This window comes from Novosphingobium rosa NBRC 15208 (assembly GCF_001598555.1).
Classification (GTDB): domain Bacteria; phylum Pseudomonadota; class Alphaproteobacteria; order Sphingomonadales; family Sphingomonadaceae; genus Novosphingobium; species Novosphingobium rosa.
On the sequence record NZ_BCZE01000015.1, the window covers coordinates 1 to 19,228 of the forward strand.

General features: G+C 67.5%; 13 protein-coding genes. 4 read left to right on the forward strand and 9 right to left on the reverse strand.

Going from position 1 to position 19,228, the window contains the following annotated elements; genetic code table 11:
• Nucleotides 1–1,955 (forward strand): MGH1-like glycoside hydrolase domain-containing protein (locus SR3_RS31770; protein WP_068082493.1); only part of this gene is annotated, 1,955 nt, incomplete at its 5' end.
• Here the strand turns inward: SR3_RS31770 and SR3_RS06395 are convergent.
• The 3 genes from SR3_RS06395 to SR3_RS06405 all read right to left on the reverse strand — a co-directional run bounded on the left by SR3_RS06395 (nucleotide 1,942) and on the right by SR3_RS06405 (nucleotide 7,724).
• Entirely contained in the window at nucleotides 1,942–2,589 is a 648-nt protein-coding gene (locus SR3_RS06395; protein WP_068082496.1) for a 4'-phosphopantetheinyl transferase family protein, read from the reverse strand. The genes SR3_RS31770 and SR3_RS06395 overlap by 14 nt on opposite strands.
• Nucleotides 2,586–6,659 (reverse strand): Pls/PosA family non-ribosomal peptide synthetase, encoded by a 4,074-nt coding sequence (locus SR3_RS06400; RefSeq protein WP_084455051.1) that lies wholly within the window; start codon nucleotides 6,657–6,659, stop codon nucleotides 2,586–2,588. Before SR3_RS06400 ends, SR3_RS06395 begins: the two co-directional genes overlap by 4 nt.
• Nucleotides 6,660–6,794: 135 nt before the next feature.
• Nucleotides 6,795–7,724, reverse strand: coding sequence for a LysR family transcriptional regulator (locus SR3_RS06405; protein WP_245653802.1), 930 nt, complete (start codon nucleotides 7,722–7,724; stop codon nucleotides 6,795–6,797).
• A gap of 137 nt (nucleotides 7,725–7,861) precedes the next feature.
• Between SR3_RS06405 and SR3_RS06410 the strand changes: the two genes are divergently transcribed.
• The 3 genes from SR3_RS06410 to SR3_RS06420 all read left to right on the forward strand — a co-directional run bounded on the left by SR3_RS06410 (nucleotide 7,862) and on the right by SR3_RS06420 (nucleotide 12,069).
• Nucleotides 7,862–8,845 carry an amidohydrolase family protein gene (locus SR3_RS06410; protein ID WP_068082703.1) on the forward strand — a complete coding sequence of 328 codons (984 nt, stop codon included), beginning with the start codon at nucleotides 7,862–7,864 and terminating at the stop codon, nucleotides 8,843–8,845.
• Nucleotides 8,846–8,935: 90 nt separating this feature from the next.
• Nucleotides 8,936–11,440 (forward strand): PepSY domain-containing protein, encoded by a 2,505-nt coding sequence (locus SR3_RS06415; protein WP_068082706.1) that lies wholly within the window; start codon nucleotides 8,936–8,938, stop codon nucleotides 11,438–11,440.
• A gap of 113 nt (nucleotides 11,441–11,553) precedes the next feature.
• Nucleotides 11,554–12,069, forward strand: a complete 516-nt coding sequence (locus SR3_RS06420; RefSeq protein ID WP_157098670.1) for a hypothetical protein — start codon at nucleotides 11,554–11,556, stop codon at nucleotides 12,067–12,069.
• A 25-nt stretch (nucleotides 12,070–12,094) separates the two neighbouring features.
• Here the strand turns inward: SR3_RS06420 and SR3_RS06425 are convergent, their stop codons facing one another.
• From SR3_RS06425 to SR3_RS06450, 6 genes are all read right to left on the reverse strand, one after another.
• On the reverse strand, nucleotides 12,095–13,162 hold the full coding sequence (locus SR3_RS06425; RefSeq protein WP_068082505.1) for a rod shape-determining protein: 1,068 nt from the start codon (nucleotides 13,160–13,162) through the stop codon (nucleotides 12,095–12,097).
• A gap of 115 nt (nucleotides 13,163–13,277) precedes the next feature.
• Nucleotides 13,278–14,162 (reverse strand): BadF/BadG/BcrA/BcrD ATPase family protein, encoded by an 885-nt coding sequence (locus SR3_RS06430; protein WP_068082514.1) that lies wholly within the window; start codon nucleotides 14,160–14,162, stop codon nucleotides 13,278–13,280.
• Nucleotides 14,159–15,862, reverse strand: coding sequence for a D-lactate dehydrogenase (gene dld / locus SR3_RS06435; protein WP_068082519.1), 1,704 nt, complete (start codon nucleotides 15,860–15,862; stop codon nucleotides 14,159–14,161). Before dld ends, SR3_RS06430 begins: the two co-directional genes overlap by 4 nt.
• Nucleotides 15,862–16,926 carry a beta-N-acetylglucosaminidase domain-containing protein gene (locus tag SR3_RS06440; RefSeq protein ID WP_068082522.1) on the reverse strand — a complete coding sequence of 355 codons (1,065 nt, stop codon included), beginning with the start codon at nucleotides 16,924–16,926 and terminating at the stop codon, nucleotides 15,862–15,864. Before SR3_RS06440 ends, dld begins: the two co-directional genes overlap by 1 nt.
• Complete coding sequence (nagA, locus tag SR3_RS06445; RefSeq protein WP_068082525.1) at nucleotides 16,923–18,086, reverse strand: N-acetylglucosamine-6-phosphate deacetylase; 1,164 nt, start codon at nucleotides 18,084–18,086, stop codon at nucleotides 16,923–16,925. Before nagA ends, SR3_RS06440 begins: the two co-directional genes overlap by 4 nt.
• Nucleotides 18,083–19,138 carry an SIS domain-containing protein gene (locus tag SR3_RS06450; protein WP_245653803.1) on the reverse strand — a complete coding sequence of 352 codons (1,056 nt, stop codon included), beginning with the start codon at nucleotides 19,136–19,138 and terminating at the stop codon, nucleotides 18,083–18,085. Before SR3_RS06450 ends, nagA begins: the two co-directional genes overlap by 4 nt.
• Between the last annotated feature and the right edge of the window lie 90 nt (nucleotides 19,139–19,228).

A 19,228-nucleotide genomic window follows, 5' to 3' on the forward strand; every position in this document is an offset into this window, starting at 1 on the left:
CGGGTTCGCCTGCCGCGCCTTTGGATGCCCAGGCTGTCCTGGCGCAGCGCTATGGCGGCGATGCGGCATGGTATGCGGGCAACATCCCGCTGTTCGCCAGTTCCGATCCGCAGCTGGACGATGTGTGGTACTACCGCTGGGCGCTGTACCGCGCGCATCAGCGCGACACGGGCGAACAGGGCTATCTCACCACCGAATTCTTCGACGATGTCGGCTGGCAGCGCGAGCCATGGGCCGGGCTGAACGACGCCAGCGGCTTCCATATCGCGGAAGGCCGCTGGCTGCGCCAACGCCGCTTCGCGGGCGATTACATCGGCTATCTCTACGCCCATGGCGGCAATGACCGGCACTTCAGCGAAGCCATCGCGGACGCTGTCTGGGGCCGCTATCTGGCCGACGGCGACCGCGCTGCCGTCACCCGCTATCTGCCCGAGATGCAGCGCATCTACGCCGCATGGGACGACCATTTCGACAAGGCACGCGGCCTCTACTGGATCGAGCCGCTGCTCGATGCCACGGAATATACGGTCACATCGATCAATGCTTCGGGCGGCAAGGACGGGTTTCGCGGCGGGGATGCGTTCCGGCCCTCGATCAACGCCTATATGGTGGCCAATGCGCGGGCGATCAGCCGGATCGCGGCGCTGGCCGGGCAGGGGGAGCAGGCGCGGCTTTATGCCGACAAGGCCGAAACGCTGCGCAAGGCTCTGCTCACCGATCTGTGGAGCCCGGGCCTCACCCATTTTGTGGACCGCTACAAAGACAGCAATGCTTTCGTGAAAGCGTGGGACCAGATCGACCAGCGCGAACTGGTGGGCTATCTGCCCTGGGCTTACGGCGTGGTGGGCAGCGACAAAGGCTATGACGCGGCATGGCGCCATCTGCTCGATGCCGATCAGCTTGGCGGCCCGCATGGCTTGCGCACCGCCGAGCCCTCCTATCGCTACTACATGCGGCAATATCGCTACGACAAGGACACCGGCCTGCGCGAATGCCAGTGGAACGGGCCGGTGTGGCCTTTCCAGACGACACAGGCGCTGATGGCGCTGGCCACCATGCTGCATGATCGCGGCGGCGACGCTCCGGTGGCGCGGGCCGAATACTGGCGCCTGCTGCGCCAGTATGCCGCGCTCCACCGGCAGGCCGATGGCCGCCTCGATCTGGAAGAGGATTACGATCCCGCCACTGGCGCTCCCATCGTGGGTCTGGCGCGCAGCCATCACTATTTCCACTCCGGTTTCAACGATCTGGTGGTGACGGGGCTGGTCGGCATCGTGCCTTCAGCGGATGACAGGCTGATCCTCGACCCGCTGCTTCCTGCCTCGGGCGAGGGGCCAGGCTGGTTTGCGTTGCAGGATCTGCCCTATCACGGCCATCTGCTGACGGTGACCTATGACCGCGCCGGGGATCATTTCCATCAAGGCGCGGGGCTGAAAGTCTGGCTCGATGGGCGGCTGGCCGGGCAGCGCGCCACGGCGGGGCGGATGGAGCTGGCCGTGCCGCGCAAGGCCAACCCCGATCAGCCGCATCCCATCGATCTGGCCGTGCAATTGCTGCGCAACGGCTGGCCGCATGTGGCGGCCTCCAGCGGCGGGGATGCGGAGAAACTGCACCAACTTGTCGATGGGCGCATCAGCTTTTTCCGCGAGCTGCCCAATGGCTGGGTCTCCGCGCGTGACACCACCAGCGAATGGGTCGGCCTGAGTTTCGAGAAGCCCATTGAGCCCCGCGCCATGGAACTGGCCCTTGTGTCGGGCGAGGGCCATGCCTTGCCGACATCGGCCACGGTCTGGACCGGCGGCGAGGGGCATTGGCGCAAGCTGGCGCAACTGCGCCCCGATGGCCGTAACATCTATCGCGTGGCCTTGCCGGGTGAGGCCACCAGCGCTCTGAAGGTCAGTTTCGGGAAAAAGCCGGGCACCACGCTGATGGTGAGCGAGATCAAGGTCTTCTGATCACGGCCACCGCGCAGATCAGCCCATCGCGATGATGCAGATGGCCGACAGTTTCGCCTGCGAGGGAACGGGCGCGCAGCAGCGGCCCATCCTGCCATGTATGGATATCGCCCCCCTCGATCCTTGAGGCGATGCCCAAAGCCTTGGCGTGAGCCTCCTTGGCCGTCCAGCGGGCGACCAGTGCTGCATCGGAGGCTCCGGCCAAATCCCGGCGTTCGCCGGCGGTCAAGGCGTCCTCAGGCGGGGGCAGAGCGTCTTCAGGCTCGATGTCCACGCCCAGCGCCTGTCGCGCCACGCCGATCACGGCATGAGGCCAGCGGCCCGCCACGCTGATGTGCCAGCCCTGGGGGGCATCCACCAGAGGTTCGCCCGCATCGCCGCGCCGCAGGGTGATGGTATCGGGATGGCACCCTGCCAGGCGCGCCAGCAGCAGCCGGGTCAATTGCCGCCGCAGCCCGCGCATCGCCGCCTGAGGGCGCCCCGCCAGATCGCGCAGATCGCTTTCCCGCAGCGCCGCGCCGCCTGCCAGCGCGGCGACCGCAGGATCGTCCAGCCGCAGCAGCCACATCTGTGGCGCGTCATGAACCGCAGGCAGATCCCCCAGCGCGCCGTGATGCCAGACCTCCGGCATCATCCCCCATGCGCCACCAGCCTGGCGGGCGATCCTTCCCAGCTGGTGCCCGGGGGCAGTGTCTCGCCCTTCATCACCACCGAGAGGTCGCCCAATTGCGCATCCTCGCCGATCTCCGCATCATACAGAACGATGGCGTAGGAGCCGATGGTGGCGCGGTCATGCACATGCACGCTGCTCACCTTCATCACGCGGTCCTCGAAGAGGTGGGTCTGCAGCCCCGCGAAATCGTTGAGCGCCACATCGTCGCCGATGTTGACCAGATCGTGTTCGGTCACGTCCGTGGTGTCCATATAGCAGCGCTTGCCGATCTTGCAGCCCAGCAGGCGCAGATAGGCGGGCAGCCATGGCGTGCCGCGCAGCGGCTCCAGCAGGTTGGAGACGGCGAGGTTCTCATAGGTGGCCGTCACCAGCTCGGTGCGCCAGACGAAGGTGCTCCACAGCGGCTGGGTGGTGGGCTTGTAGCGCCCCACGATCAGCCATTTGAGCAGCACCACCGAGGCCCCGCAGGCCAGCGCGAAACCGATGTAGAGGAAGGGGAAGGCGATCAGGATCAGCCGCCCGCCATGGCGCAGATCGTCCAGCGTGCCCACCGCCGAAAGCAGCAGGTCGAAGAAGGCCAGGAACAGGGTGAGCGAAAGGGTGACGCGCACCGCCTCGATGGCCAGACGCGTCGCCACCAGTTTGGGGCCGGGGTTGAAGCGCGCGCCTTCGTCGAACAGCGTCGAGGTCTGGCGCACCGGCAGGCTGATGGGCGGCGAGCCGAACCATGTGCCATCGGGCTGGGCGGCCCCGCCATCGCGCGGCGGGGTGGAGAGCACGCCGATCAGCACGCCATCGCCGATCTGCGCCCCGCTGGGCAGCAGCGCCGAATTGCCGATGAAGCTGCGGCGCCCGATGCGGGTATGCGCCAGATCGATGGCGCCGGGCTGCACGCGGGCGGCGCCGAACAGCACGGCGTCGGCGATAAAGCTTTCGGGGCCGATATCGACCAGATCGGGCACGATGGCGGCAGCGGTGGAAATCTCCGCGCGGCGGCCCACCTTCACGCCCAGCGCGCGATACCAGGGCACCACATAGAGCGTGGCATAGATGGGATGCAGCAGCCGCAGCGCCAGATCGTTGATCTGCTGCACGAACCAGAAGCGCACATAGAACCAGCTGTGCAGCGAATAGCGCCCGGCATGCACGCGGCCCAGAAACAGCCGCTTGGCGATCACCGTCAGCACGCACATCAGGATCACATAGGTGACCGCCAGACCGGGCGCGAGCAGCAGATAGGTGTAGCTGTCGGAATTCCAGTCGATCTCGATCATGGCGATCAGACCGGGCGCGATCGGCAGAATGGCGACGATCGGCAGGATCAGCGCCGCCAGAGACAGCGCCAGCGCCGTCAGCATGCGGGCCAGCTTGCCGGCCTTGTCATCGCTCTGCTGCGGCAGGTCTCCGGCGATCTTGTGAGCGGGCGAACCGCTCCAGCGCTCACGCGGGGGGATGGTGGCATTGACTGGCAGCGAGGAGAGATCGTCCAGCATCGCGCCATCGCCGATCACCCCGCCGCGCCCGACCACCGCCATCGAACCCACGATGGCGCCCTTGCCCAGCGTGGCCGAGCCCAGGCGCAGCAGGCCCCGCTCCACCGAACTGGTGGCCAGCATCGCCTGATCGCTGATGACGGCATCGTCGCCGATGGTCACCAGATCGGCGACATCGATGGGACCGCGCCCGATAAAGGCGCGCTTGCCCACCTTCGCGCCCAGCAGGCGGTAATAGGCGCGGATCATCGGCGTGCCTGCCAGATAGGGCGTGGCGATCACCTCGGAAAAGCGCCGCACGAACCACCAGCGGAAGTAATAGGCGCCCCACAGCGGATAGTCGCCCGCCCTGAACCGCCCGATCACCAGCCATTTGATCAGCACCGAGGCCAGCATGGCCAGGGGCGGAATGGCGATAAAGCTCAGGCCGCTGAGCATCAGCGCCTGCAAGCGGCTCATATCGCCCGAGAAATGGGTATAGGCCACATAGGGGAAGAACCATTGCAGCCCCGCCACCGTGTAGATGGGGATCAGCGCGACGGTCTGGGCGATCCAGCACAGCCACCGTTTCCACGCGGCGATGCGGTGATAGGGTTCGGTCTCGTGATCGTCAGAGATCAGCGTGTCCTTCAGCCTTTCGGCCAGCGTGCGGATCGTGGGCGCGGCGTAGAGGTCCTGAATGGAGACGCCCGCCAAGCCTTTCGACTTGCGGATCGCGGAAACCAGACGCGCGGCCTTCAGCGAATGGCCGCCCAGATCCTCGAAGAGATCGTCGGTGACGGAGACCTTCTGCGGCGCAAAGGCCTCGGCCCAGATGGCGTGAAGCTGCTCCTCCAGCGGGGTGGCGGGGGCGACGGTGTCGCGGTCCTCGGCCACGGCCATGGCGGGGCGCACCAGCGCCTTGCGGTCCACCTTGCCCGAGGCGGGCAGGGTGGGAAGCGCATCCAGCACCTGATAGGCGGCGGGCCGCATATAGTTGGGCAGACGTTCCTTCACCCGCGCCTTGGCGGCATCGAGATCGATCACCGCGCCGCCGCGCGCCACCACGAAGGCGGCGAGGAATTCCGCGCCATCCTCATCCTTGAAGAGATGGACGACCGCCTGCGCCACCGCGCGGTCCTCGGCGATCACCGCCTCGATCTCGCCCAGTTCGACGCGGAAGCCGCGGATCTTCACCTGCGTGTCGATGCGGCCGATGAATTCGATGTCGCCCACCGCATCCAGCCGCACCAGATCGCCCGAGCGGTAGATCAGCGCTGGCTTGCCATCGGGCCCGTCGAAGGGCGTCATCACGAATTTGTCGGCGGTCAGATCCTCGCGCCCGACATAGCCGGGGCCCACGCCCGGCCCACCGATGACCAGCTCGCCCTCGCTGCCCGCAGGCACCGGCCAGAGCTTTTCGTCCACGATCCAGGCGGTGTAGCCGGGCAGCGGCTTGCCGATGGTGACGCGGCGGCCCGGCTGCACCTCGGTCCAGGTGGCGGTCACCGTGGTTTCGGTGGGGCCATAGGTGTTGAGCATGCGCAGGCCGGGGCGGGCCCAGCGGTCCACCAGCTCGGGCGGGCAGGCCTCGCCGCCCAGATTGAGCAGGCGCAGGCTGGGCATCGGCGTCTCGACCAGCGAGAGCAAAGAGGGCACCACATGCCAGACGGTGAGGCTTTCCGCCGCCAGCACGCCCGCCATATCGGGCCCCGCCTTGGCCAGCGCCTCATCGGCGACCAGCAGTTCGGCGCCGACGAAAAAGGCGCTCCACATGGTTTCGACCGACATGTCGAAGGCCAGGCTGAAGCCGCCGAAGACCTTGTCGTCATGGTCCAGCGCCAGAATGGCGCATTCCGAACGCACCAGATGGCAGGCATTGCGGTGCGAGATCATCACGCCTTTCGGGCGGCCCGTGGTGCCCGAGGTGTAGATGATATAGGCGAGGTCTTCCGGCGTGGCTCCGGTGTCGGCGCGGGTGATTTCGGTGGCTTCGTGGGCGGCCAGATCGCCCAGCTGCGTGTCCAGATCCAGCGTGCGCACCGGCATGGCGGCGGCGCGCTCGCTTTCGGTGACGACCAGCACCGCGCCGCTGTCCTGCGCGATATAGTCGATGCGGTCCTGCGGATAGGTCCAGTCCACCGGCACATAGCAGGCGCCGACCCACAGCGTGCCCAGGATCGCCATATACTGGTCGAGCCCGCGCGGCAGGCAGATCACCACCCGGTCGCCGCGCTTGATGCCCAGAGCGCGCAGTTCGTGCGCGAAGCGCAGCGCGCGGCGGCGCAGCTCGGCATAGGACAGCTGCGTCTTGCGGCTGCTTTCCGGATCGTCGGCCAGCATGCGCACGGCGCTGCGCCAGGCGTGGCGTTCGTGGGCGGCCTCGAAGATCTCGTGGAGCAGCTCGTCGCGGCTGTAGGGTTCATCCTCGCGCAGGGCGGGGGTGGGGGTGATGGGGGCGAAGACGGTGGGCTCGCGCTCCTCGGGCGAACCATCCGGCGATCTCGGTGTCTGGCCCCCGGTTTGGCCCCCGGTTCGACCGATGTCAGCATCGAGCATCGCAACTATCCTTTTTGCCTTCGCGGCCCATGTCAGGCCCGCCCCTTATTCTTCACGCCATCTGAACTGCGCCTTATCGCGCCATAGCGGGTTGCCCTGCGTTTGCTAAAGCTTTCACGGACATAGTTTGAAAAATCATGCAACATGCATTCGGGTTCCCGCGCCGCGCATATGATCGAGGCAGGCGGCCTGAACCGTGTCGCGCAGCCAGCGCTGCGCCGGATCGGCATCGAGCCGGGGATGCCACATCAGCGAGACCACCACATCGGGGGTCTCCACCGGCAGCGCGAAGCCGAGCAGATCGTCGGGCCTTGCGGGTTCCTCGGCGGTGCGGATCAGGCAGGAGGAGGGCACCAGCGCCACCAGATCGGACTGGCGCGCCAGCCGCATCGCATCGGGAAAGCCCGGCACGATGGCGACGATCTTGCGGGAGAGCCCCAGCGCGGCAAGCGCCTGATCCACCGGCCCGCTCTGCGCGCCCCGGCGCGAGGCCACGACATGCCCGCAGGCGGCATAGCTTTCCGGCGTGATGGGGCCGGTCAGCAGCGGATGGCCGGGGCGGACGGCGCCGATCACGCGGTCGCGAAAGAGGAAGCGGCTGCGCAGTTCGGGGCCGGACTCGCCCGCCACGCCGATGTCCAGATCGACGGCCCCCTCACGCAGGGGCCGGGCATCCTTGCTGGGCTTGGGGGTGAAGCACAGGCGCACGTTCGGCGCCGCTTCGCGGATGGCCTTGACCAGCACCGGCAGAAAACGCGCGAGGAAGCCTTCCCCGGCGCGCAGGGTGAAGGTCTGCTCCAGCGCGGCGATGTCCAGCGCGGCGGCGGGCGGGCTGAGGACGGCGCGCGCCTCATGGGTGAGATGCCGCACCTTGTCGCGCAGATCCCGCGCATGGGGCGTGGGGACCAGCCCGCGCCCGGCGCGCACCAGCAGCGGATCGCCGGTGGCGGCGCGCAGGCGGGTGAGGGTGCGGCTCATGGCGGAGGAACTCAGGCCAAGGCGCCGCGCCGCGCCGGTCACGCTGCCTTCGGCCAGCAAAGCGTCGAGCGCGACAAGCAGGTTCATGTCGATCATGGGGGCAGGGTACCGCAAAGCTGGCGCGGGGAACAGGCGTTCCATGCACTTGTTATGTGCATCCGCTGCGTCTGGCGCCTGTGCAGCGCGGGGAGGATAAGGCGGCATTCCCGGCACAGGAGCCCCCCATGCAGTTGATCGGCATCGAAGAACATATCCTCACCCCCGAGGTCTTGCAGGCCTGGCACGATCTGGGCCTTGAGGCGCAGGACCCCAGCGTGGCCTTCCATGGCGGCCCCATCGCCGGGCGGCTGATGGATCTGGCCCAGCAGCGTCTGGCGCTGATGGACGAGACCGGCATGGATATGCAGGTTCTCTCGCTCACCACGCCGATGCTGCATGATCTGGGCGCGGAAAGCGTCGATCTGGCGCGCCGCACCAACGATCTGCTGGCAGAGGCCATCGCGCGCCATCCCGAGCGGTTTCAGGGTTTCGCCACGCTGCCGGTCTCGCAGCCCGATGAAGCAGCGCTGGAACTGGAGCGATGCGTCAAGGAACTGGGCTTTACCGGCACCATGCTGTGCGGGCGGGTGGGTGAGCACAATCTGGACGCGCCTTTCCTCGCTCCGATTTTCCAGAGCGCCGCGCGGCTGAAGGCGCCGATCCTGCTCCATCCGCGCATGCCCTCTCCGGCGGTGCGGCAGGCCTATTATTCGGGCTTTCATCCAGAACTGGATGTCGCCTTCGCCGCCTTTGGCCTGGGCTGGCATTATGACGCGGGCATCCAGTTTCTGCGGCTGGTGCTTTCGGGCACCTTCGACCGCCTGCCCGATCTGCAGGTCATCCTCGGCCATTGGGGGGAGGTCGTGCTGTTCTATGCCGAGCGTCTGGCCGCGATGGACCGCTTTTCCCGCCTGCGCCGCCCCATCGCCGATTATCTGCGCGACAATCTCTATGTCACGGCCAGCGGGATGTTCATGCCGCATTACCTTGAGCGCGCCCTCGCGATTGTCGGCCCCGAGCGGCTGCTCTTCTCCACCGACTTTCCCTATCAGTACCGTTCCGGCGGCGATGCGCGGCAGTTTCTGGACACATGCGGGCTGGAAGGGGAGGACAAGGCCGCCTTCGCCCATGGCAATTGGCTGCGCCTCAACCGGTCCCTTACAATCTGAGATTTATTGCGACAGATTTGCACTATCAATTTCATGGCGCGGTGGATATGCGCGGATCAAGCTCTTCCCCTGATCGAGACCGCCGCCACCATGACCCGCACCGTCCTGTTTCAAATCCACTGGTTTCTGGGCATCACCGCCGGCCTCGTGCTGGCGGTGATGGGCGTGACGGGCGCCACGATCAGCTTCGAAAACGAGATCATGGCCGCGCTCAGCCCCGGCGTGGTGACGGTGGCCAATGCCGGCAGGCCCGTGCTGTCACCCGATGCGCTGGTGGCCGCCGCCTCGGCCCAGAGCGGCGGCCTCAGGGTCGGCACGCTGATCCTTTCCGCCGATCCGGGCAAGGCCGCGGAGGTGTTCTTCGATCCGCCCAAGGGCAGGAAGGGGCGGGGCGATTACGGCTATATCGACCCCTACACCGGCAAGCTGCTGGGCCATGCCCGGGGCGAGGAGACCTTCCGCTTCCTGCGCAGCCTGCACCGCTGGATGGCGCTGCCGGGCGACGGCAATGGCATCGGGCGCACCATCACCGGCATCGCCGCGCTCTCGCTGATCTATTTCGCGCTGTCGGGCCTCTATCTGCGCTGGCCGCGCAAGCCGCTCGACTGGCGCGCGTGGTTCGTGCTGGATCTGCGCATGAGCGGGCGCAACCTCTATCGCGCGCTGCATGCGGTGATCGGCGGCTGGGTGCTGGTGTTCTATCTGCTGAGCGCGCTGACCGGCCTGTGGTGGTCCTATGACTGGTATCGCCAGAGCGTGATCTACGCCCTGACCGGCAAGGCGGCCGAGCAGGAACACGCCGAAAAGGACGAGAAGAAGGCTGCCAGCCCCGCTCTTGCCCCGGCATGGGCAAGCTTCCTTCAGGCCAGCGGCGGCAAGTATGAGAGCCTGCGGATCACCATCCCCAAGGGCGACAAGCCGGTCGATATCCGCGCCCTTGTCCCCGGCGCGCGGCATGACCGCATGACCGACAATTACCGCATCGATGCGCAAAGCGGCGAGGTGGTGAAGGCGGACCTCTATGCCAAGCGCAAGCTGGGCGTGGTCATCACCACCAGCGTTTACGAGCTGCATCGCGGTGCGTTTTTCGGGCTGATCGGGCGGATCATCATGCTGATCACCAGCCTCACCATGCCTTTGTTCTTTGTCACCGGCCTGTTGCTGTATTTTGCCCGCAGGCGGAAAAAGCGCGAGCTGAAAGCGTTGGATGCTCCCCTTCTGGCCGGCGATGGCGGCAGCGGCGAGACTCTGGTGGTCTATGCCAGCCAGACCGGCGGGGCCGAGCGCCTCGCGCGCCAGACGGCGGCGGCTTTCGATGATGCCAAGCTGGTGGCTCTGCCGCAGCTGGACGAGGCGATGCTGGCGGCGGCGCGGCGCGCTCTGCTGGTGGTCAGCACCTATGGCGAGGGCGAGGCGCCCGACCATGCCCGCAGCTTCGCCCGCAAGGCGATGGCCGCGCCCGCTGCCCTTGGCGCGCTGGACTATGCCGTGCTGGCGCTGGGTGACCGCGAATATCCCGATTTCTGCGCCTTTGGCCATCAGGTCGATCACTGGCTGCATCAGGGTGGGGCCCGCCGCCTGTTCGACATGATCGAGGTCGATGGGGATGACCCTGACGCCCAGCGCCAGTGGCAGCAGCAGATTGCCTCGATCGGCGCACATGGCGAACTGCCCGACTGGCAACCCGCGACCTATGACCGCTGGCGTCTGGCCGGGCGGCGCCTGCTCAATCCGGGCAGCGCGGGCGGCCCGGCCTACCATATCGTGCTGGAGCCGCTGGACGATGCGGCGCGTGACTGGGAGGCGGGCGACATCGCCGAGGTGCTGCCCCGCCACGATCCCGCCGCAGTCGGCGCATGGCTGTCGCAGGCGGGTCTGGATGGCGCGACGCTGGTGGCGGGGCGCACGCTGGCCGATCACCTCACGGCCAGCATTCTGCCCGAGGCTGTTGCCGGCCGCGATCCGGAAGGGCTTGTGAAAGCGCTGCGCCCGCTGCCGCATCGTGAGTATTCCATCGCCTCGATCCCCGCTGATGGCAGCGTGCATCTGCTGGTGCGCCAGGCCAGCGACGGGCAGGGGCGGCTGGGTCTGGGCTCGGGCTGGCTGACGGCTTTTGCGCCACTCGGTGCCGAGATCGCCATGCGCCTGCATGCCAATGTCAACTTCCGCGCGCCTGTGGGCCCTGCGCCGATGGTGCTGATCGGCAATGGCACCGGTCTGGCGGGTCTGCGCGCCCATCTGCGCCATCGCGCCGCCCATGGAATCGCCGACAGCTGGTTGATGCTGGGAGAGCGCAACGCCGCTCACGATGCGTTCCATGAGGAAGAACTGCTGGCCAGCGTGGCGTCCGGCAGCCTGACGCGGCTCGATCGCACATGGTCCCGCGATGCGGGCGATGGCCGCTATGTGCAGGCGCTGCTGGCCGATCATGCCGGGGAACTGCGCGCATGGGTGTCGCGCGGGGCCGCGATCTATGTTTGCGGCAGCCTGAAGGGCATGGCCCCGGCGGTGGACGCCGCCCTGCGCTCGGCTCTTGGCGACGAGACCGTCGAGACGATGATGGAAGAGGGCCGCTACAAGCGCGACATCTACTGAAGCGCACCGAACCCCGTCCGGCCGAAGGGGGATTGTCATGCCCCGAGACGGGCCGCAGGGAACAGCCTCGCTCGAGCAGCGTCTATCTGGTGTTGCTGACGGAGTTCTGCCGGATGAGTGTGAAGAGCATGCCCAGGGCCCGCGCCACCGCGCTTCTCCTGCTGCTGGCAACGGGCGCGGCGGCCAGGGGCGCGCCGCCGCAGCAAGCCGGCGCGAAGCAGGAGGCCACCCTCACGGGGCAATGCACGCATCTGGTGGTGGCCAACCATCTGATCGATGACCCCTGCAACCAGCAGGCTTTCGGCACCACCTATCCCAATGGGCGCGTGAGTTTCGCCTTTTCCGTCGAAAACGAGTACATTCTGAAGTTCGAGGGGAGCGGCGCGCGCAAAAAGCCGCTGGGCAATCTGGGCAGCGAGCAACCGATCGACACGATCATCTTCCGGCAGTTCGAGAAGGGCGCGCTCGGCAAGGGCGGGAGCGGCAGGCTCCAGCCGCTCAAGGCGACCGGAAAATGCGTCTATGGCGACGCTTTTTCCGGCGATCCGATCTCCATCGTCTGCGAAGGCGCCACCGCCAAGGGCCGGTTCGAGGTCACCTTCGAGACCGATGGCGGGAGCCCGGGCTAACCTCAGGCCGGGCTGAGCAGCCTTCTCAGGTGGCGTGCAGCACCCCGCGATAGATCTCGTCTTCCAGCACGCGCCCCGCGCCCATCGCCACGCAGTTGAGCGGATTGTCCGCCACGGTCACCGGCAAGCCGGTTTCCTGCGCCAGCAGCTGGTCCAGATTGGCCAGCAGCGATCCGCCGCCGGTCATCACGATGCCGCCGTCGATGATGTCCGCCGCGATTTCCGGCGGGGTCTGCTCCAGCGCGGCGCGCACCGCCTCCACGATCTGGCCGACAGGCTCGCTCAGCGATTCCACGATCTCCTCCTGAGAGATGGTCATCTCCTGAGGGACGCCCTTGGCCAGATCGCGGCCCTTGATGATCGCCGAAGGCTCGGGCCCGTCATCGCCGATGCGCGCCGCGCCCAGCTGCAGCTTCACCCGTTCCGCCGTGGCCTCGCCGATCAGCAGATTGTGGTGGCGGCGCACATAGGAGCCGATGGCGTCGTCCATCCTGTCGCCGCCCACACGCACCGACATGGAAAGACTCAGGCCCCCCGTGGCGATCACGCCCACTTCCGTGGTGCCGCCGCCGATGTCCACCACCATCGAACCGACCGGATGGGTGACGGGCAGCTCAGCGCCGATCGCGGCGGCCATGGGCTCGTCGATCAGCCACACCTTGCTGGCCCCGGCGTTGGAGGCCGCATCGCGGATGGCGCGGCGCTCCACCGGGGTCGAGCCGGAGGGCACGCAGACCACGATCTCGGGCCGCCCGCGCATCCGCCGCGCCACATCCTGACGCGCGCCATCGCCGTGCCCCTGCGCCTTGCGCACGAAATGGGCGATCATCTGCTCGGCGACCTCGAGATCGGAAATCACGCCGCTGCGCAAAGGGCGCACGGTGCGGATATGGTCGGGCGTCTTGCCCATCATCATCTTGGCGTCCGCCCCCACCGCCAGCACGGTGGAAACACCATTGATGGTCTGCAAGGCCACCACCGAAGGCTCGGCCAGAACCACGCCCCGGTTGCGGACATAGACCACCGTATTGGCCGTGCCCAGATCGATCGCCAGATCGGAAGAGGTGAAGGAAAACAGATCGGACAGGGCCATGCATACTCTCGGTTACGGGGGAACCTTCTTGGTTCCCGTCGCTTCCTGACCCGAAAATGAACCGATCCCTGTAACAGACTGTATCAGCGATGCATGCGTCCCTGCGTGCGACCAGTCACTTTTCCTCTATGGCAATATCCGAGCGCGGGCGCCCGGCCAGACTGATCGCGCCTTCCAGCGAATCCCCCAGCGGCTGGCACAGATGCTGCACCGTGCGCGAGCGCAGCCACGGAACCATGCGCGGCGCCAGACCACCCACCAGGGCGCAGCGCGCCGCGCCGCGTTCGAAGATGGTTTCGATGAAGCGCTCGATATGGGCGGCGGCATCCTCGACGATGGAGCGGGCGATGGCGTCGTTCGCCTCGGCGTAATCCATCACCAAAGGGGCAAAGGTGCCATAGTCGCGCGGGGTGGCCTGATCCATCCACGCCACGGCCTGAGCGGTATCATGGTTGAAGCGCGCGGTGACCGCCGTGCTGAGCGGGGTCTGGCGCGTGCGTCCGTCCAGCGCGCGCAGGGCGTGGCGCATGGCCGAAAGGCCCAGAGCCGCGCCGCTGCCTTCGTCGGAAATGGGGAAGCCATAGCCGCCGATGGTGAAGTCATGGCCATCGACGCGCAGCTGCGCCGCGCTGCCGGTGCCGATGATCAGGATCGCCCCGTCATGCCCGCCATGCGCGCCCAGATTGGCGATCAGCGCATCGGTGGCATAGGCGGTGGCGGCGAAGCCGAAGTCGAAGCCCTGCAGCGCCTCGCGCACGCCGGGGCGGGTGATGCCGGCGATGCCCATGCCCGCCCTGATCTGTGCCCGCTGATCCGTGGAGAGCCCGGCCTGCGCCACGGCCTGATCGGCGGTGTCCTTCAGCGTCTCGTAAAGCGCCTCCAGCCCGATGCGCGCATTGGCCGCGCCGGAGCGGCCCTCGCCGATGATGGCGCCGTTGGCGTCGATCAGGCGGGCGCGGCAATTGCTGCCGCCGGCATCGATGCCCAGATAATAGGTCATGGGTGGGGGGCTCCATGGCTGGCGGTCTCGGCCCAGTCCCTTGTGCGGGTGGTGTGGCCGATGCCGGGGTTGAGTTGGTTGCGCGGATCGATCTGACGGTAGAAATCGGCCAGTTCGCTCCGCGCCACATAGAGATGGCCGACATTGTGTTCGGCGGGATATTGCGCGCCGCGCTCGTCGAGCAGGGCCCAGAGGGCATGCTCATAGGCCAGCGGGTCGGTGCCCTTGGTCACGATGTAATCCTGATGGAACACCTGACAGAAAAAATGGCCGTAATAGAGCACATGGACGGTCTGCCGGATCAGTTCGGGGGGCAGATGCTCGACCCATTCGCGCGTGTTGCGGGGCAGCGCGACATCGAGGGCGACGATATCCTCGACCTGCTGCCTGTGGACGGCGCGGTAACGCACGGCGGCCCCGGCGGCGACAAAGCGGTGGAGGAAGGCCTTGGTGGCCTCCTCTGCGCTGCATTCGAAGAACGCACCTGCCTCACCACCGGGCAACAGACGGGCCAGCAGGGAGCGCGTGTCATCCACCTGATCGCGCGAGACCTTCAGGATCAGGTGATGGGCGAATTGATCGCGGAACTGCCGCATGCGGGGCGGCAGATGATCGGGCAGCAGGCGGCTGGCCCATTGCAGCAGGCGGTCGCTGCGGCCCGCCCCCAGCACGGCATCGACGCGCGCCTTGGCGGCGAAGAGCGCCGGCAGCCGGTCCGTGCCCAGCCTTTCGATGGCCACGAAAGTGTCGCGGCCATAGCGGTCGGCGATATCGAAGGCGGTGCGGTGCATGTACTCCCCCGCGATGGGGGGCGCGGCGAAGGTGCCCAGCATGGTGCGGCGCAGATCGGTCAGCACGGCGGGCCGATCGGTGCCGATGTAGAAGGTGGCGGTGTCCTTTTCCTGCGCGAAGGTGTCGAGGCGGACGGCGAAGACGATCAGCTTGCCGGCGCTGCCCGCGGCCTCGAACAGGCAGCGCGGGTCGGCGTTGAAGCGGGCCGGGGTGTCGCTCTCGATGTCGCAGACATGGGCGGTGTAGCTGTGGTCATGCGCCCAGCGGTCATCGGCGGGGGCGATATCCGCTTCGGAGAACCGGCCCTGATCCAGCCGCGAGAGGATGGTTTCGGGCTCTGCTCCCAGTTCGATGCCCAGATGGTTGACGAGGCGCAGGCTGCCATCGGGCATCACCTGCCCATACAGCGCCATCTGCGTGTAGGCGGGCCCGCGCCGCACCAGCGATCCGCCCGAATTGTTGCACACGCCCCCCACCACCGAGGCGCCAAGGCATGACGACCCGATCACCGAATGCGGCTCCCGCCCATAGGGGCGCAGCGCCTGCTCCAGCCGGTGCAGCGTGGTGCCGGGCAGGCACAGCACCTGCTGGCCCTCGCGGATCACCCGCAAGGCGGAGAGCCGCGTGGTGCTGATGATGACCAGCCCGCCGGGATAATCCGCGCCATCGGGCGTCGACCCGCCGGTGAGCCCCGTGTTGGAGGCCTGCATGATGATCGAGACGTCCGCCTCGACGCAGGCCTGCGCCACGCGCCACAGCTCCAGCAGGCTGCCGGGCCGCACCACGGCGAGCGCGGGGCCCGAACCCGTGCGATAGCCCTGCCGATAGCGCGCCGTGGCCCGCGCCGAGGTCAGCACATGGTTGGAGCCTACGGCCTGGCGGAGTTGGGTGAGCAGCGGGTGGGCCATTATTGGGTCTGCACTTCGTCGTCCGTCATCAGGTCGGCGCCCTCCAGCCAGCGCAGGATCTCGCGGGCGGCAGGGTGGTCGAGGTTGTCGTAGCGCCGGCGCAGGCGATCCGCGCGCGCCCCGAGCCGTTCATGGCCGATATCCTGAAAGATCAGAAGATCTTCCTGAAGGCGGGCGGCCAAATCATCGCCCAGCATCCGGCGGGCTGCCTGTTGGAACGCGGCGCCATAGCTGTAGGCCTCGCCCTGTTGGTAGAGCATCGGCAAGGTCAGCGCCGGAATGCAGGTGAGATGCGCCTGGATCGCCGGATTGAGCGCGTGGCCGCTGATATGGGCCGCATTGGCGGGGGAGCGCCCTGTCAACGCGCGCAGATGCAGAAAGCGCGACATGCGCGAGCCATCGTTCACCGGATAATTGTCCCACAGGCAGACCGGGCGGCCCAGCTCCTGTGCCACGCGGGCCAGATGGGCCGGTTCGATGGCGCGGGCGCAGACCTCCTCGCCCGTCCAGTAGACCTGCACATGGGGCGCGAGCAGGCGGCCCAGATCGGCCAGATAGCCCGCCGGCCTTTCGCCGAAGACGACATCGAGAATGCGGTCATCGGCGTAATAGGTGGGGCAGGTGTAGACGCGCGTGGCTTTGGTGAGGCCCGCGCAGAAGTTCACCACCTCGGCCTGACGGGCGGCGAGATCGGGCATGTCGCCGCGCAGATCGTCGAAGAAGATGGCCAGATCGTCGATGCCGATGGCGTCGAGCCCGGCCACGCGGCGGGCCAGATCGGCGCGGGTCTGATCGTCAAAAGGATGCGTTGCGCCCACCGGGGTCAGCGCCATGCCGAAGCGCATGCCGGCGGCGCGGACGCGGGCCGAGAGGCGCATCAGCATCGCGCCATCCTCTGCGCTGTGCGGGCGTCGCCAGTCGCGGCGCAGGGCGCGGTCGGCCTTGGGGCCGTAGTGGTAGAAATTGTAACCTGCCGCCGCCAGCGTGGCGACCACATGGGCGCGTTCGTCCTCGCTCCAGATGCGGCCGAAGCGGGCTTCGACAAGACCCAGATCGGGGGTCATGGGGTATCCTTGTGCTGACCGTCGATCCAGGTCGCAGTGACTTGGCGCTGGTCATCCAGATGAACCAGATCGGCGCGCAGGCCCGGGGCGATGCTGCCTGTCTCGCCGTCCAGCCGCAGGAAGCGCGCCGGATTGCCGCTGGCCATGCGCGAGGCGGTCAGCAGATCGCAGCCCAGCAGGTCGATGGCATTGTTGAAGGCCGCGATCATGCTCAGGCCGGAGCCCGCCAGCGTGCCGTCCGGCCCCCGGCAATCGCCATTGGTCACGGTGATCCTGGTGCCCATCAGGGTGAAATCCAGCCCCTGTCCGCCCACCGGCGGCATGGCATCGGTGACCAGCATCGCGCCTTCCGTGCCCCGCGCCAGCAGAGCCACCCGCAGCGAGGCGGGATGGACATGCAGCCCATCGACAATCAGCCCGACATGGGTGTTGCGGTCCTCCAGCGCGGCGCCGACCATGCCGGGCTCGCGGCTGGAAAACTGCGTCATGGCGTTGAAGAGATGGGTGAAACCGGCCAGGCCCTCGGCCAGCGCGGCGCGGGTCTGGGCGTAATCGGCCATGCTGTGACCGGCGCACACCAGCACGCCCGCGCGCGTCAGCGCGGCGATCGCGCCCTTGGGAGCCAGCTCCGGGGCCAGCGTGACGATGCGGCGCCCGAGCGTGGGAGCGCCAAGGCGCTCGATCACCTGAGCATCGACCAGCGTGAAGCGGTTCTGGTCGTGGATGCCCTTTTTGGCGGGGTTGAGATGGGGGCCCTCGATATGCAGGCCCAGCACGCCGGGGACGCCCTGCTCCAGCGCGGCCTCGCCCGCTGCCAGCACCGCATCGACCACCTCGGCATGGTCGCTGATCAGCGTGGGCAGCAGGCCGGTTGTACCGAATTGGCGATGCGCCTGCGCAATGGCGCGGATGCCCTCGACAGTGGGCTGATCGTTCAGCAGCACATCGCCGCCGCCATTGACCTGCGTGTCGATAAAGCCGGGCAGCAGGGTGCCGCCGCCCAGATCGACGTGGGTGTAGCCTTCGGGCACGTCGCCGGGCGCGGCAAGGCCGATGATGCGCCCATCCGCGATCAGCAGCGCCTGATCCCGCACCAGCCTGTCGGCCAGCACGATCTGCGCGCCGGCAAGAGCAGACCGCTTCAGATCTGTCGATGTCATAGCGTGCTCGTCACCTTGTTGAGATGGGGCGGGTTGTCGGGATTGCAGCCCCGCGCCAGCGATAACGCATTGGCCAGCCCATAGAAACTCTGGATCTGGGCGATGGCGCCGATGATCGGATGAGCGTCCGGGGCAAAGGGCAAGACCAGGGCGGCAGGCGCGATATCCTCGGGCTTTCCCGCGGCGATCACCCGCGCGCCGCGCGCCGTGAAATCCTCCAGCCTTTCGCGCAGGCCGGTGCTGGCCACATCGAGCGGGGCGAAGGCCAGCACGGGATCGCCCGCGCCCACCAGTGTCATCGGACCATGGGCGACTTCGGCGCTGCTGAAGGCCTCGGCATGGAGGTTGCAGGTTTCCTTGAGCTTCAGCGCGGCCTCACCGGCGATGGGCAGGGTGGGGCCACGGCCCAGCACCAGCATCTCCTGCGCCTTCGCCAGCAGCGGCACGGCGGCGGACCAGTCGGCCCGCGCGGCCTGTTCGAGCAGCGGACCTGCATGGGTGAGGGCATCCAGCAGATCGGCGTCGCCACTCCATTCGGCGGCCAGATGGGCCAGCGCGAAGAGGGTGCAGACGAAGCTCTTGGTGGCCGCCACGCTGGTTTCCGCGCCCGCATGGACGGGGATGACGATCTGCGCCAGCTCGGCCAGCGGCGAGGCGGCATCATTGACCACCGCGATCACCAGAGCGCCCCGCGCGCTGGCCTCCTGCGCGGCGGCCAGCAGATCGGGGCTGCGGCCCGATTGCGAGATGGCGATCAGCGGCACGTCACGGAATTTGTCGGAGGTTGCCTGATAGAGCGAGCCGATCGAGGGGGCATGGCTGACGGTGGGCAGGCCGACCCGCGTTTCCAGCAGAAACTTGGCGAAACTGGCCGCCTGATCGGAGCTGCCCCGCGCCAGCGTGGCGGCAAAGGGTGGCGCCAGAGCGCGCAGGCGCTGGCCGGCCTCACGCATCAGATCGGCGTTGCGGCGGAGTTGGGCGAGGCACAGCGCGGGGGCTTCGAGCGCCTCCGTGGCCATCCGGGTGGGGGCGTTGAAAGACATGGGTTTCATAATACCGGTTCTGTCTGTTTTTACAAGTGGCATTAAAGTGGTTTGAATGTCCTGCGGTGTGATGATAGTCATAGCGCAAGAAGAGAGGAT

Bases quoted from the DNA above. Each gene is read 5' to 3' on its own strand.
- SR3_RS06395 (WP_068082496.1), bottom strand. From the start codon at position 2,589: ATGATGCCGGAGGTCTGGCATCACGGCGCGCTGGGGGATCTGCCTGCG.
- SR3_RS06400 (WP_084455051.1), bottom strand. From the start codon at position 6,659: ATGCTCGATGCTGACATCGGTCGAACCGGGGGCCAAACCGGGGGCCAG.
- SR3_RS06405 (WP_245653802.1), bottom strand. From the start codon at position 7,724: ATGAACCTGCTTGTCGCGCTCGACGCTTTGCTGGCCGAAGGCAGCGTG.
- SR3_RS06410 (WP_068082703.1), top strand. From the start codon at position 7,862: ATGCAGTTGATCGGCATCGAAGAACATATCCTCACCCCCGAGGTCTTG.
- SR3_RS06415 (WP_068082706.1), top strand. From the start codon at position 8,936: ATGACCCGCACCGTCCTGTTTCAAATCCACTGGTTTCTGGGCATCACC.
- SR3_RS06420 (WP_157098670.1), top strand. From the start codon at position 11,554: ATGAGTGTGAAGAGCATGCCCAGGGCCCGCGCCACCGCGCTTCTCCTG.
- SR3_RS06425 (WP_068082505.1), bottom strand. From the start codon at position 13,162: ATGGCCCTGTCCGATCTGTTTTCCTTCACCTCTTCCGATCTGGCGATC.
- SR3_RS06430 (WP_068082514.1), bottom strand. From the start codon at position 14,162: ATGACCTATTATCTGGGCATCGATGCCGGCGGCAGCAATTGCCGCGCC.
- dld (WP_068082519.1), bottom strand. From the start codon at position 15,862: ATGGCCCACCCGCTGCTCACCCAACTCCGCCAGGCCGTAGGCTCCAAC.
- SR3_RS06440 (WP_068082522.1), bottom strand. From the start codon at position 16,926: ATGACCCCCGATCTGGGTCTTGTCGAAGCCCGCTTCGGCCGCATCTGG.
- nagA (WP_068082525.1), bottom strand. From the start codon at position 18,086: ATGACATCGACAGATCTGAAGCGGTCTGCTCTTGCCGGCGCGCAGATC.
- SR3_RS06450 (WP_245653803.1), bottom strand. From the start codon at position 19,138: ATGAAACCCATGTCTTTCAACGCCCCCACCCGGATGGCCACGGAGGCG.